Origin of the sequence: Nostoc sp. (genome assembly GCF_036916575.1) — a bacterium.
Classification (GTDB): domain Bacteria; phylum Cyanobacteriota; class Cyanobacteriia; order Cyanobacteriales; family Nostocaceae; genus Nostoc.
The window spans coordinates 64,673-78,255 of the sequence record NZ_JBALGC010000115.1 but is presented as its reverse complement, the minus strand read 5'-3'; the positions used below and the strand labels follow the sequence as shown (position 1 = coordinate 78,255).

At 42.4% G+C, this 13,583-nt stretch carries 12 protein-coding genes; 5 read left to right on the top strand and 7 right to left on the bottom strand.

Going from position 1 to position 13,583, the window contains the following annotated elements; genetic code table 11:
- Positions 1-756 precede the first annotated feature (756 nt).
- A complete protein-coding gene (locus V7L29_RS25820) occupies positions 757-1,017 on the bottom strand; it encodes a hypothetical protein (protein ID WP_273764067.1) in 261 nt (86 codons plus the stop codon).
- 484 nt (positions 1,018-1,501) lie between these two features.
- Here V7L29_RS25820 and V7L29_RS25815 point away from each other — a divergent pair, with 484 nt between their 5' ends.
- The gene (locus V7L29_RS25815) at positions 1,502-3,568 is read left to right on the top strand and encodes a tetratricopeptide repeat protein (RefSeq protein ID WP_334737221.1); all 2,067 of its coding nucleotides are present in this window, start codon (positions 1,502-1,504) and stop codon (positions 3,566-3,568) included.
- 91 nt (positions 3,569-3,659) lie between these two features.
- Here the strand turns inward: V7L29_RS25815 and V7L29_RS25810 are convergent, their stop codons facing one another.
- The gene (locus V7L29_RS25810) at positions 3,660-4,424 is read right to left on the bottom strand and encodes a hypothetical protein (protein WP_334737220.1); all 765 of its coding nucleotides are present in this window, start codon (positions 4,422-4,424) and stop codon (positions 3,660-3,662) included.
- Positions 4,425-4,555: 131 nt separating this feature from the next.
- The gene (locus V7L29_RS25805; protein ID WP_334737219.1) at positions 4,556-6,088 is read right to left on the bottom strand and encodes a DUF1565 domain-containing protein; all 1,533 of its coding nucleotides are present in this window, start codon (positions 6,086-6,088) and stop codon (positions 4,556-4,558) included.
- A gap of 252 nt (positions 6,089-6,340) precedes the next feature.
- Between V7L29_RS25805 and V7L29_RS25800 the strand changes: the two genes are divergently transcribed.
- A complete protein-coding gene (locus V7L29_RS25800) occupies positions 6,341-6,613 on the top strand; it encodes a hypothetical protein (RefSeq protein ID WP_334737218.1) in 273 nt (90 codons plus the stop codon).
- Between the two features lie 347 nt (positions 6,614-6,960).
- On the opposite strand, the gene V7L29_RS25795 is transcribed toward V7L29_RS25800, so the two are convergent.
- Entirely contained in the window at positions 6,961-7,491 is a 531-nt protein-coding gene (locus V7L29_RS25795; protein WP_334690828.1) for a pentapeptide repeat-containing protein, read from the bottom strand.
- Positions 7,492-7,760: 269 nt separating this feature from the next.
- Between V7L29_RS25795 and V7L29_RS25790 the strand changes: the two genes are divergently transcribed.
- Positions 7,761-8,651 (top strand): hypothetical protein, encoded by an 891-nt coding sequence (locus V7L29_RS25790; protein WP_334690827.1) that lies wholly within the window; start codon positions 7,761-7,763, stop codon positions 8,649-8,651.
- A 47-nt stretch (positions 8,652-8,698) separates the two neighbouring features.
- On the opposite strand, the gene V7L29_RS25785 is transcribed toward V7L29_RS25790, so the two are convergent.
- Together V7L29_RS25785 and V7L29_RS25780 are read right to left on the bottom strand one after the other, a co-directional pair.
- Positions 8,699-8,827, bottom strand: coding sequence for a hypothetical protein (locus tag V7L29_RS25785; protein ID WP_334737217.1), 129 nt, complete (start codon positions 8,825-8,827; stop codon positions 8,699-8,701).
- 120 nt (positions 8,828-8,947) lie between these two features.
- Positions 8,948-10,342: a TldD/PmbA family protein gene (locus V7L29_RS25780; RefSeq protein WP_334690826.1), complete on the bottom strand. Its 1,395-nt coding sequence runs from the start codon at positions 10,340-10,342 to the stop codon at positions 8,948-8,950.
- A 344-nt stretch (positions 10,343-10,686) separates the two neighbouring features.
- Between V7L29_RS25780 and V7L29_RS25775 the strand changes: the two genes are divergently transcribed.
- Positions 10,687-11,004: an RNA recognition motif domain-containing protein gene (locus tag V7L29_RS25775; protein ID WP_334691277.1), complete on the top strand. Its 318-nt coding sequence runs from the start codon at positions 10,687-10,689 to the stop codon at positions 11,002-11,004.
- 120 nt (positions 11,005-11,124) lie between these two features.
- Entirely contained in the window at positions 11,125-11,316 is a 192-nt protein-coding gene (rpsU, locus tag V7L29_RS25770; protein ID WP_334691276.1) for a 30S ribosomal protein S21, read from the top strand.
- A gap of 942 nt (positions 11,317-12,258) precedes the next feature.
- Here rpsU and V7L29_RS25765 read toward each other — a convergent pair.
- Positions 12,259-13,389, bottom strand: coding sequence for an FAD-dependent monooxygenase (locus V7L29_RS25765; protein ID WP_334737216.1), 1,131 nt, complete (start codon positions 13,387-13,389; stop codon positions 12,259-12,261).
- Positions 13,390-13,583 lie beyond the last annotated feature (194 nt).

Genomic DNA, 13,583 nt, shown 5'->3' with positions numbered 1-13,583 from the left:
CTGCCGTTAAAGTTTGCCTCAGTCAAATCATCTTTACCTTTAAAAGAATGAATGCTGATAGTCCTGTGGTGCTAATTCCTTGAGCGCAAATATCCATTCCGCATATTTGGTATAATCCGAACCTTCAGATATTTTCGGTCTGGATACAAAGTTATGTAAATTCGCTCTCCAATAAACGATTACCCTTTGCTACAAATCCTTCGGTGCGTAGTGTTGCAGGTGCGATCGCCTAGATATATCATCGGGAGTAGATAGTTAGCTTTGTCGAATCACACCTGATAAAATTGAGGTTTGTGGTTTGACATTACACTTTGAATTGCTTTGATTCTTCTTTGGCATCTCAGCAAGCCCCCTTTCGCACTATATAAATAGCCTATTTTAACCATAGGCAACGACAGTAACAGTCAAACATTATTTTACAGGGCATTAGTCGCTTTCGAGCGATCGCTTTGTTCTGTTTGACTCAACTCCTCCACTTCCGCAACGGTTAATCAGAGAAGAAAGGAATTAAGCCACAAAAACGTCTCTTCTCTACCTTGAGCTGCGTCCTAAGCGTAGCTATACCGCAGGCTTTACAAGACGCTGCGCGAACGAACCCAATGTTTTAGCCTGCAACCAGATATCTTCAATATGATTTTGTTCTGGGCAATTTAAATACAAAGATAATAAAGAGCGTTCCGCAATTGGGAACGCTAGATTTTGGTAAATTATGTTAAGATATTATGAATTTAAATTGAAAATTCCTAGTTGTTAAAATCAGGCATGGAGATTTGCTTGTTCCTGCAACCAAGGATCTACAGGTTGTCCATCTTTGCGGCGTAATTCAATTTCCACTACCATCACTTCTTTTGAACCCGGAGGCGCGGGTTTTTTATGGAAAATAATGTCATAATCTTCTGGATTGTGTTTGCGTTCTTTCAACCATTCCTGTACCTTGGTTGTGGCAAAAAATGATTGCCCTTGCTCAAACATTCGGGTAATCTGCAATTGTAGTGTATAAGGATTTATGCGACTCATTTTCTACCGCCTTTATTAAGTTAATTTTTGGACAAGTAATCTGTTACCCTAGATAATCTAATGTTAGTGCGAAGTACGCACACTTGGCACTTCGCGTACAGGGACAAATTCCAGTTTCAACGCCCTGCCATTTGTAAGAACAAAGTCTGAACCTAGTTCGGTGAATGGTCTAAGAAAGCGTCGATGCTCCTGCAATCTGTCTTCCACAGGTTGATAAATCTTATTCGTGCTGCTTGGTTTTTGCCGTCTTTGGCAATAGCTACAACTTAGTAATGTTATAATAGTACTTCACCAAAAAATTGTCAAAAACTTGACTGCACTCCACCACCGAAGTTTTACCTACATTAAGGGATGAGGGAACAGATTAGTTAAGGTTTATTCAGCATTTCCCACTGCCTGTACAACATTTGACTACTTAATTCTGTTATAGATTGGAGAGAGGCACGCCGCTTCAAAAACTGACCAACAGACTGAGATGGTTGTTATGAAGAGCAAAAATCAAGCTGTTTTCGCTTTAATTGTAAAAAGCACTATTGTCTTTTTACCCTTACTGTTATCTGTTGAAATTGCCAGTGGACAATCTGCACCACCCTCCCCAGTACTAACTCCTACTCCGGTGTTATCGAATCAGGAACGGGAAGAATTAGTGCGACTACGAACTGAAAAGCGAATTCAACAGCAAGTCCAATCTGATTTTAATAGCGCTTTTAGCCGTACAACTATCTTACTCAATGTCTGGCTAGTTATATTAAGTCTATTTCCAGTCGCAATCATTGCTTTATTTTGGCTCTTACGACGGGTGGTAATCAGTGAAATTGTTGATAGAGCAATACAACAACTACAGGGGATGGAAAAATTACAAAATCAGCTAACTACCGTTAAGCAAGAAGCTGAAAATGTTATTCAAGAAACTAAAAAAATAAATGATGAATTAGAACAGGAAACGATTGCTTTAAAACAAAAAATTAAAAGTGAGCAAGAAAATTTATCTACTATTACATCTGAACTAGATTTAGCTAAAGCACAGGTATTAAGTAAATTAGAAACTGAACTCATAAAATCTCAACAAAATATAGAAACTTTAGAATCAAAATTTGCTTCTGGGCTATCTAAGTTAGAGCTTGATGCCGAACAACAAAGAGATATAGCACTGGATAATCTAGGGAAATTAGTATCTGTGATGGCAGAGGAACTGTCTAATTTAAAGTTAGGTGTGCAACAACAGCAAGAACTAGCCGTTGCTGATTTAGAAGTATCAAGGTCTGAGTTGACATCTCAACTTTCTGGATGGCAGTCTGATGCTCAAAAGCAAAAGAATATAGTTCTTGAAAGTTTAGCAGCATTACAGTTAGAATTTGCTGATCAATTATCAAATTTACAGCTAGATGCTCAAAAACAAAAAGATATCACACTTGAAAATTTAGAAATATTAGATAAAGAATTAAAATCTCAATTATCTGAATTACAGGGGGATGCTCAAGAACAAAAAAATAAAATTGTTGAGAGTTTAGGAGCATTGCAGTCAGACTTTGCTGCTCAACTATCCAAATTACAAGTAGATGCTCAAAAGTGCAAAGAGTTAATCATTGAGAATTTAGAAAATTCGGGTTCTGAATTTACTTCGCAATTCTCAGAATTGCAATTAAATGCTCAACAACAAAAAAATCTCATTGTAGAGAATTTACAAAGATTAGAAACTGAGTTTGCCTCTCAAATTTCTGAGTTACAATTGGATGCACAAGAAAGAAAGGATATCATCCTTCAAGAACTAACTGAAATTACACCTGAATCCATCTCAGAGGTTGTAAATTCTGAAGTAAAGGAAGAAATACAGGAACAGCCACAACAACCGGAATTCACTGCTGATGAGTATGTAAAACAGGGAGATACACTGTTTTCTGAAAGGTGTTATGAAGATGCGATCGCAGCTTACAACCAAGCGGTTAAAATCCAACCTGATGAACCTGTGGCTTGGTTGAAACGAGGTTTAACTCTAGGGAGGTTGAAACGCTATAAAGATGCGATCGCTTCCTATGATAGAGCTATTCAGATTCAGCCAGATTATCATCAAGCTTGGTGCGATCGCGGCGTTGCTTTTGGGAACTTACAACAGCATCAGCAAGCCTTTACCTCATTTGATAAAGCTACACAAATCAAACCTGACGATGCAGTCGCTTGGTTGAATCGCAGTCTTTCCCTAGTAGCATTGGAACAATACGAAGAGGCAATAGCGTCTTTGGATAAAGCGCTAGAATTCCAAGCCAATTCTCCCAAAATCTGGGATAAACGCGGTTATACTTTGGTAAGATTGGGACGCGATGATGAAGCGATCGCTAATTTTAACAAAGCGTTAGAAATTAAGCCAGATTATGCCAGTGCCTATTACAACAAAGCAGCTTGTTATGCACTGCAAAGACAAGTTGAACTATCTGTGCTAACTCTACAACAAGCAATTGAACTTAATCCCAGGTATAAAGAAGACGCAGCAATTGACCTCGATTTTGATGATATTGCCAATGATAAGCGCTTTAAGCAGTTAGTTGCAGAGTAAAAATCTAAAAGGTATTGGGCATCGGGCATTGGGCATTAATTATTCCACTTCTGCTTCCACTGCTCAAGAACTGCTCCTTTTCCCCCCACTCCTACTCCCCACTGCCCACAATTGGCGGATTCTGTTCGCCAGTCATCGCTTTGAGTTTAGATGTAAAAGATTCAGAGCGATCGCTTTTTTCTGGAGTAAATTGCCCGATTGGGGCATGAATAGCAGCAGGTGGGAGCAGTTTTGGCTGTCGTTTATGAGAACTTAGTGATGGAGAGGACGGTGGACTTTCTTGTGAAGTTTGCCGAGGGCTGACAGCAGACGATAGCTGAAGTGTTGCCGAAGAGGTAAATTTCCCAGAAAGCGGAGACTTCAAGACGGTTTTATCGTCTCTATCTTCCTGCTTTCCCTCTTCTTCACTTAAAGATGCCTTTTGTTCAGAACTTTTCAGTTGTAGAGTTGCAGTATTACTGTGTTGATAGTCGTTGCGAATCTTAGCTGGTGGTAATTGAGGACTCGTCACTTTCTCTACAGAAGGATTTTTCTTGGCAGGCGGTAGGGCTGGTGCAGCCGATGAGGTTAAGCTTTGAGGAAATTTGCTACAAATCATCCGTTCAAATTCCATGTTGAAATGATATGTAGCCTGATCCCGGCGTTGCCAAAATACTAAAATTTGCTGCACAGAAACCGCTTTATAACGACCTTGATATAGTGCCTCAATCACTGCCAGGTGTAGCCAATTAAGGGGATATTGCGTTTGCCAACGCTCAACTAGCTCATTGGCACTATACCCACTGAGATCGAAACTATAGTTAATTAATAAGGCGATCGCTAAGTTGGCAGAGGTGTCTGGAAGTGTTGTTAACATGGGGCTATTAGCTTTAGGCAATAGGTCTAAGATTTGTCACCCATCGCATATTAGCCTAGCGTGCTTTTAACTACATGGTTTTTTTTTCCACGAGTTACTAAGCCGATAAGCAGTGTTTCCTATTCTACTTATCAACTTCTAGAATGCAACCCTACATAGACTGATTTAATTGCAGATGTTTGCCCAATAGCGACTAATGCCTGATAAACCATTACTGCAACTTCAGCGCCTGTTGCCGAACGTGAAGGTGCAAGCACTTTCTTCTCTGGATAGTTGACAACTATTCCCCGTTGTGTAGCAGTGGCTACGGCTGTCCGGGCATAGTCGGGAATGCTATGACGATCGCTATATACTTTTAAAACATCGCTATCAGCAGCTGGTAGTCCCAATCCGTTTACTAGGGAGACAATCACCTGTAGCCGCTGTACATTTTGATCGGGGCGGAAAGTGCGATCGCTAAATCCGCCAACAAAGCCACCGCTAGCCGCGATTTGGATAGCGCTATAAGCCCAAAAATCCTTGGGTACGTCCGTAAAATCAGGTGCTGGGATTTTGGGAAATGAGTTAAAGGCGATCGCCACTAGAACAGCATACTGGGCGCGAGTCATGGGTTTATCTGGCTGGTAGCTACCATCGGCAAAACCATGAGTTAAATCCATGTTCATTAATGCTTGAATAAATGGTTCTGCCCAATGTCCATCTAGTTGGGGAGACGTCGGGAGTTTTTGAGATGGGGATTCTGTCGGGACGCTAGAGAAACTGGTGCTAACCGCTACTTGATTGGCTGGGATCAATTCGACCAAGCCCTTGACTAAAGAAGGATTCAACTGATTACCTACGGAAACCAGCTTTTGTGTAGTGGCATTGTGCAAATCAAATTCACTATGATCGCGAAAAATATTATCGCCTGGATCTTCGGTATTACCTAAGTCAGGGACTGCATTGCCATTGACTAATAGACCACCTTGGGTATTTTTAACAATGAGATTTTGACGCAGCACAGGTTGAGCGTTGCGAGAAAGTGCGATCGCCGTGCGATTTTCTGATAATTTGTTATTTGCGATCACCGGAGCAGCAAAGTCACTAATTGCTATGCCTAAAGGATTTCTTTGAAATAGATTTCGTAGTACTTCTCCCTGGCTATGACCTGCTATCACTAACCCACTAGCTGTATTTTGCACAAATATGTTATCTAAAATTGCGGGTTTGGCAGTAGCAGTGGTAAATACACCTTCCCGCCCACAGTCACTCAAAGTATTGTTAGCTAAAGTAGGTGCAGCCGATTCAATCCAGATACCAGTACCTTTTGCTGAGGGATTGGTGACAGTTACACCTAAAATACTCGCATTATCTAGTAAGAGCAGCGTGATATTTTGCATACCAAAGCTAGGACTTTGATACTCGCCACACCCGGAAATTACAATCCCTGCACCTTTGTTCGCTTCGTTACCCACCACTGTCGCCCCTCCAGGGATGACCAGTGGAAACACCTCACCACTAGCGGCGCTGTAAGTCCCCGATTCCAAATGAATTCTCGTGGGGATTTTTGTTTCTTTTAAGGCACGGGTGAGGCTTTTAAACGGACTCAACCGTGAACCAGTATTAGTATCATTCCCTGTCATAGGGTTGATATAAAGTGTGACAACGAGGGTAGAGTTCACCATTGATAGTTGAGAGTCAATTGTTTTAATTATGACAATCGGAAATAACACTACTTGTAGCAAACTTTTTCAAAGTAGTATCCTTGTGTGTAGAAAATATATTTACGTTACTTTTTCTTGCAAGCGGATAATCTGTATACACGAGTTATAGACTCTTACGCAACATTCCAAGTTCTCATCTCGGCGTTTTGAGTTCTGATCTGGGCGATCATCCAAACCTCTCTCCTTTTAGGCTACGGTGTACACACAAGTCTCTTGACCTGCAATGCCATTACATCGACTGACAATGCCAATGCATCGGCTGACAATGCCATTGCATCGATTTACAATGCCATTGCATCGATTTACAATGCCATTGCATCGGCTGACAATGCCATTGCATTGACTGACAATGTCAATGCATCGACTGATATCATGTCCGATAAATTACTTGTGATTCCCCTGCGTGACCTCTCAAGAGCAGCCCCTCCCCTAGTAGGCTACGGTGTACATATAAGTCGAATTACCCCCCTTAATCCCCCCTTGTAAAGGGGAAACAAGAGATTCTCGTTCCCTCCCCAATACATCGGGGAGGGTTAGGGTGGGGTAATTCGAGGACTGGTAGTGATTTATTTGAAGAGACAAACACCCAGTTGTAGATAAGCTGTTACGCAAAGAAAATTGCACATTAACTAGTGAGGGTTGTCCTTTGTCAAAAGTCCTTTGTCCTTAGAAACACAAATGACTAATGACCAGGCGAGCATTTGTGCTTATCCTTGCTTCGGCTAATTTTGTGTCCAGCCAGCAGTTTACTTCCCCAACAATCCGGCAAGACTTGTTTTGATTTTGGTTTATATCGTTGACAAAAGCCTCCAACTTTAGTTATGGGGAATGCGTTACACATTCTCATCCAGGATTGTTCCTTCTATATTGGCTCCATCCAAATTTGCTCCGCTCAAATTTGTCTGGTTCAAATCTGCTTGAGTGAGATTTGCCTGGGATAAGTCGGCTACAGTTAAATCTGCACCACTCAAATCGGCTCCATCTAGATTCGCCGCTATCAAGTTTGCTTCCTGCAAATCCGCCTCACTCAAGTTAGTGTCAATCAGTTTAGCAACCGTCAAATCAGCCTGACTCAAATTAGCTCCTTCCATTGCTGCTCCATCCAAGATGGCTCCATCTAAAATAGCTCCGCTTAAGTTGCTACCACTGAGATTAGCATTGCTTAAATCTGCTCCATTTAAGTCTGCCTCAACCAAACTGGCTTGGGCTAAATTAGCGTGACTCAAATTAGCTCCATCTAAAATTGCTCTATCTAAAATTACTCCACTGAGATTGGCTTCCCTTAAGTTTGCCTCGCTCAAGTTGACACCAGTAAAGTCTCTGACACCTGCAGCATAGTTTTTCAGGAGTTGATCTGCTTTCATATCTGTCACTGTGCTAAGGAACGTTTAATTGAGGCTATCCAGACAGGCAGTAAATCGCCAGCACGCGCTACTGGAGATTGGTATGGTGAATCAACCAGAGTGAATATAAAATTAGTTTTATTTATATTAGCTATCTTTAACTAGTGGCGCTACTACCTAGAGTTGTGAGTTCCTTTCATCCTTGGGACAGATGTTGAGGAATTTAAAAATTTAAGCATTAGTGCAAAGCGATCGCTATACTCAATTGTGGTGTTCGTCTGGCAGAGGTTATGACAAAACCAATTCGTATTCTTTTGCAGACTACGATTCCTACAACTGAAGATGACTGGAGCATTTTTCGTTTTTCGATGTTACAAGATTACTTAGCATCGATTAAAGACGAAGCAGGAAACTCCTTGTTTGAAGTTACGGGACGCGATTACGAATCAGATGCAGTAGGTAGTGATCCAGTTTTAAGTAGTCTCGACAAATCAGATTTTGATCAACTTTGGCTATTTGGCTTAGAGGTGGATAAGGGTTTAACCGAAAAAGACATTGCCGGAATTAATGCTTTTCGGCAACGCGGCGGCGGTATTCTAGCAACACGCGATCATCAGGATATGGGCTGTTCGATGTGTGGTTTAGTTGACATTGGTGATGTCCACTATTTCAACACAAAAAATCCCGATCCCGATGAATCTCGCCGGAGCCGAGATGACTCATACACAACTTATATTTCCTGGCCCAACTATCATTCTGGAGCTAACGGCGATTATCAAAAAATTACCCTTGTTGAACCCATTCACGAACTTTTAAAAAATCCCAATTCCCCTTCGGGAAGGATCGAATTTTTCCCAACGCATCCCCACGAAGGTGGAATTGGCGTGTCTTTGGGCAATACAAACGCGCGGGTAATTGCCCTTGGTAAAAGTTTAGTTACAGATCGTAACTTCAATCTGGTTGTAGCGATCGAGCATCATCAAGATGAACAGGGGAATATACTAGGACGAGGAGTAGCTAACTCTAGCTTCCATCATTTAGTAGATTACAACTGGGATATTAACAAAGGCTGTCCCACTTTTGTAGATGAGCCACCAGGAGATGGCATGAAAAAAGAGCCACGCGCTTTAGAAGATATCAAAACCTATGTGCGTAACGTCGCTTTCTGGCTAGCAAATTAATTTGAATTGAGTCATTCTCCCCTGAAACTAGTAGTCTGTCCCAAATACTAAGTACAGCATTTCATTAATTTGTAGCGAATTAAATTTGGTAATGTCAATGCATCGGCTGACAATGCCAATGCATTGGCTGACAATGCTAATGCATCGATTGACAATGCCAATGCATCGACTGACAATACCAATGCGTCCCCTTGCATTAAAAACGCTACGATTTTACGCAAAGCTGTAATAAGCACTAAAGTGCTTACTACAAACTTGTTTAATACAAACTTAGTGCGACAACGGTTGGGTGGGGTTTACGTTTCTCCACCAACCACTACATCTCGAATTCGCAGACTAGGGCCACCACAACCCACTGACAAACCGTTTTGCCCTCCCTTGCCACAACCGCCGGATTCATCCCAGTAAAAATCATCACCAATTGCCTCAATATCCGCTAAAGTTTGGAATACATTTCCCGAAAGCGTCACATCCCGCACAGGTTCAGCAATTTTGCCGTTTCTAATCATCCACGCTTCCCCAGCACTAAAGGTGAACATTTCCCCATTCGTCATCCCACCTAACCAATTACGGGCATAAACTCCTTCTTTGATATCGGTGAATAAGTCTTTGACTGGCGTTTTACCCCGTTCAATCCAGGTATTTGTCATCCGCACAATGGGAGTAAAGTGATAGTTGAGACAGCGGGCGTTACCCGTAGGCGCTTCCTCCAATTTGCCAGCGGTTTCACGAGAATGTAAACGTCCAACTAAAACTCCGTCTTTAATTAGTTGAGTAGTAGTGGCAGGCGTGCCTTCATCGTCGTAAAAATAGCTACCGCGATGTCCCTCTGGGGCAGCACCATCAAAAATTTGGAGTTCTTCTGGGCCAAACCGCCTTCCAATGGTCATGACTTCCAGCAGATCGGGGTTTTCATAAGCCATATCGGCCTCAGAAAGATGTCCGAAGGCTTCGTGGACAAACAAACCCGTGAGAATTGGGTCAATAACTACGGTGTAGGTATTGCCTTTTGCTGATGGCAGAGATAAAGCTGCGATCGCTCTTTGGGCAGCACTTTTGACCTGTTCATCCAAATCAGCTAAATCTTCGTAGGCTTTGCGAGAGCCTGTAGTTTCCCGTCCAGTTTGTACGGTTTCGCCATTTCTGGCGGTGGCGGCAAAGCGCATTTCCATATCCACCCAAGATTGCTCGATCAAAGTCCCTTCTGAGGTAGCAATGATCACTTTTTGGGCGCTGTCACCGTAACGCACTGAGGTAGTGGTAATCCGGCGATCAACGCTTTTGAGCAATTGGGCATAGTGATCGCACAATTGTTTTTTCTTCGAGAGTGGGATGTTTCGGGGGTCGGTGCCTTTTAGGGGTAGAATGCATACTGCTTGCACCGGGTCAACGGGTGCAAGTAAAGTTTCTTCATCACCAACCATCCGCGCAGCAGCGATCGCTTCTTCTATCCGATCCTTAATTGTCGTCAGTTGGTTAAAGCAGCTCAACCCCCATCCACCTTTATAGCAAGCGCAAATATGTCCACCAATGGAGATGCCTTCACTGAGGGTTTCTACCTTGTCGCCACGCAACAAGATATCAGTCGCTTCTGCTTCTTCAAGGCGAATCATCAGATAGTCTACACGCTCACAGTTGCGGGCGATGAGGTCAGAAAGTAAATTTTGTGCGTCAGCAAATGTAGTCGGCATTTCCAAGTAGTAACAATGACGAACTGCATTTATTTTGCAATTATTTGGGGAATTTCTGCTACTCAATGTTATAAGGTGACTGGGGACTGGGGACTGGGAACTGGGGATTATAATTCTTCCCAATACCCAATCCCCAATCCTTAGTCCCGCGCGTAGCGCTCTGACTCTTAGTACTTCCTTTTTTAGGGTGGGTAAGAACTGAATGATGTGCTAAGGTAATTAAGTGAGAATAAAATTCGGTTACAGTGTTTGTTTTTAGTATTGACAGGCTTTTCCCTTTTGGTCTTAACAAGCTTGTCTCCGAAATCTAAATCTCTACACACCTATGATTTTGGAGATAATGCATGTCAATTTATGTAGGTAATCTATCCTACGAGGTCACACAAGATGACCTCAACTCAGTTTTTGCCGAACATGGTACTGTAAAGCGGGTTCAGTTGCCTACTGACCGTGAAACAGGACGGCCACGCGGCTTTGCTTTTGTAGAGATGGGTACAGAAGCTGAAGAAACAGCTGCCATTGAAGCTCTTGATGGTGCTGAATGGATGGGACGCGACCTGAAAGTGAATAAGGCTAAACCGAAGGAAGATAGAGGTGGTTCCTTTGGTGGTGACCGTCGCGGCAATAGTGGTGGTGGAGGATACTCTCGAGGACGCTACTAAGCTTTGAGATAAAAAATTAAGTTTTAACGTCTTTAGGGCAGAATCATTATCTGCCCTTTTTGCGCTCCGGTCTACTGGATGGCTTAAAATTGCCCAGTACCAATTAAGTAGGAGATGAAAATGACCCAAGTATTTGTGGGCGAAAATGAAGGAATAGAGTCAGCCTTACGTCGATTTAAGAGGGAAGTTTCTAAAGCAGGTATTTTTCCAGACATGAGAAAGCATCGTCACTTTGAAACGCCTTTGGAAAAACACAAGCGCAAGGAAGTCGCAAGGCACAAGCAACGTAAGAGTAATTTCCGTCGGAATTGAGAACAAGCGATCGCATCTGATTAGATTCTTAGCTGTCGAAGAGGCGATCGCTAGCGCGATGCCTGCGGCGGCAAGCTACGCAAAAACAAAACCGCCCTAGCCACAGTCGGCAGAACGGTTTATTTACTCTTCTAACTGTGGTAGGACTTACGCAAGAATCCTTTAAAACTCCATTCCTTTGTGTCCTTTGCGTCCTTTGCGGTTCGTTTTTTCATAATTTTGCGTAAGTCCTGTGTGGAATCAACCAGATGGCAATTACCATCTGTCGGATCCAAGAGGGCAGTCCAGCACAAATTTGCTTCGCGGCGAAATTTCACAAATCCACACTTACTAACCCAAGTTTCAACATCACAACCACAGTCAGTAGATCACAAACTTTTTCCCAAAGGGCGATCACTTGTAATTTTTGTATTCAATGAGACTTTTTATCAGTTACTGTTTAAGCAAGTAGGTGGGGCATTGATAAGAATCGCTTATAAACAGATAGTAACTGAGTTTCTGAGAATTAGCCCGATGGAAGATAAATACCTTCAACAACTTCATGTATTTTGTCAACAGCTTGACCTAGAAAAGCCAACATTTGTTTGAGACTAAATAATTGACTATAAATTAATCTTCTACCTTTTCGCTTACGGCTAATTTTTAACCATAAAATTCTGTTATAGCTAATTGTTCTGATGGAAAAGTCAATTATTTTCACAAGACGATACACAACCCTTTCATTATTTCACTTCCTGAAACCGTTTAAAGAATGATATTATTTTTAATAAATTGTATATTTTATAGTACTTATTTGAACTGACTCATTTGTTAGAGATTATCTTTTGGGAAAAAATTTGCGATCTACTGACATTTTGGTTCCATTGCTACTTGCACGCTAATTAGTAGTTCTGCTGCCTGAGTTATCGGTGGGGGCGTAGTTGAAAAGTTATCTGAGGGTAGCTAGGCTCGGTAAGCATGGAGTGACTTGAAACTATTGCTAATAGCTGAACCCATCACCTTCATAAAGGTGTTGCGAAGTCCCACCGCCAAAGGGTTATTCAATTCGCCCATCTTGCCAGATTGCACGGACTGTTCGACAATCGCCTTAATACGGGGGAATCGTAGCGATTCATAGTGTCGAAAGGCACTAATCGGATCAGGTTGTTCTTTCAAGCATTTTGCAATGACACACGCATCTTCCAAAGCAGTGCAGGCTCCCTGCCCCATCGTTGGCAGCATCGGATGGGCAGCGTCACCTAGTAGCGTAACATTCTGCTGACTCCAAGGTTGAGTTGGAGGGCGATCATAGAGATCGGTCGTCAAAATATTGGCTTCGTCAGTGGCTGCAATCAACTCAGGAATGGCTGGAAACCAGTCTTGATAAATTCTCTCCAGCTCTTTCTTACGCCCCACTGCGGCATCCGGTTGTGCTTTCGGTGCAGTGGTTGCTGCATACCAATACATTTTTCCTTTACCCAGCATCATGAAGCCAAATCCTTTACCGCAGCCTAAAAATTCCTGAATATAGCCAGGACGGTATCTGTTCGGAACACAATCTGTCAAACCTCGCCAACTCTTGAAGTTGCGATAAGTGGGTGGTTCATCCCCTAAAATCGTGGCTCGTACCTGCGATCGCAGCCCGTCCGCACCAATCAGCGCCTCCCCTTCAACGCTCAAACCTGAAGCAAAATAGGCATGAACCTGATTATTCTGGCGCTCAAATCGCTCAAAAGTTTCTCCTAAAATAAGTTTTTCATTGGGTACATTACGCCACAAAAGCTGATGTAATTCAGCACGATGAATTCCGATAACGGGCAACTCAAAGCCATTGACCGCGACGTTCACTAACTTCTTGCCAGATTGTGAATTGAATTGATAGTTTGTGGTCAGATAACCAACCTGCATCGCTTCTTCTAATAAGCCTAAGTTCTTTAAGATATGGGTTGCGTTTGCCCAAAGTGCAATCCCAGCCCCGACTTCTCGCAGCTCTTTGGTTCGCTCGTATACGACAGGCTTAAAACCAGCACGACTCAAGGCGAGTGCAGTTGCAGCACCGCCAATTCCACCGCCGATGATGATTACTTTTTTCATAATTTCTCGGTTGAGCGACAGACTTGTCAGTTAGTTAATTTCCATCAAACAGGTTTTACGCATTCTTGTCAACTGACTGTTCATGCCAGCAAGAAAAATAGAATTGAAAGGAATAATTAAATAATTTTTTAAAATAATAAAAAGCTATGAACCCATATCTACTATGATCAGGTGCGGAAGTCAAAATAATTTGT

What these genes read in the sequence shown, in the direction of transcription:
- V7L29_RS25780 (WP_334690826.1), bottom strand. Translation starts at nt 10,342, where the DNA reads ATGCCGACTACATTTGCTGACGCACAAAATTTACTTTCTGACCTCATC.
- V7L29_RS25810 (WP_334737220.1), bottom strand. Translation starts at nt 4,424, where the DNA reads ATGTTAACAACACTTCCAGACACCTCTGCCAACTTAGCGATCGCCTTA.
- V7L29_RS25795 (WP_334690828.1), bottom strand. Translation starts at nt 7,491, where the DNA reads ATGAAAGCAGATCAACTCCTGAAAAACTATGCTGCAGGTGTCAGAGAC.
- V7L29_RS25815 (WP_334737221.1), top strand. Translation starts at nt 1,502, where the DNA reads ATGAAGAGCAAAAATCAAGCTGTTTTCGCTTTAATTGTAAAAAGCACT.
- V7L29_RS25775 (WP_334691277.1), top strand. Translation starts at nt 10,687, where the DNA reads ATGTCAATTTATGTAGGTAATCTATCCTACGAGGTCACACAAGATGAC.
- V7L29_RS25820 (WP_273764067.1), bottom strand. Translation starts at nt 1,017, where the DNA reads ATGAGTCGCATAAATCCTTATACACTACAATTGCAGATTACCCGAATG.
- V7L29_RS25765 (WP_334737216.1), bottom strand. Translation starts at nt 13,389, where the DNA reads ATGAAAAAAGTAATCATCATCGGCGGTGGAATTGGCGGTGCTGCAACT.
- rpsU (WP_334691276.1), top strand. Translation starts at nt 11,125, where the DNA reads ATGACCCAAGTATTTGTGGGCGAAAATGAAGGAATAGAGTCAGCCTTA.
- V7L29_RS25805 (WP_334737219.1), bottom strand. Translation starts at nt 6,088, where the DNA reads ATGGTGAACTCTACCCTCGTTGTCACACTTTATATCAACCCTATGACA.
- V7L29_RS25790 (WP_334690827.1), top strand. Translation starts at nt 7,761, where the DNA reads ATGACAAAACCAATTCGTATTCTTTTGCAGACTACGATTCCTACAACT.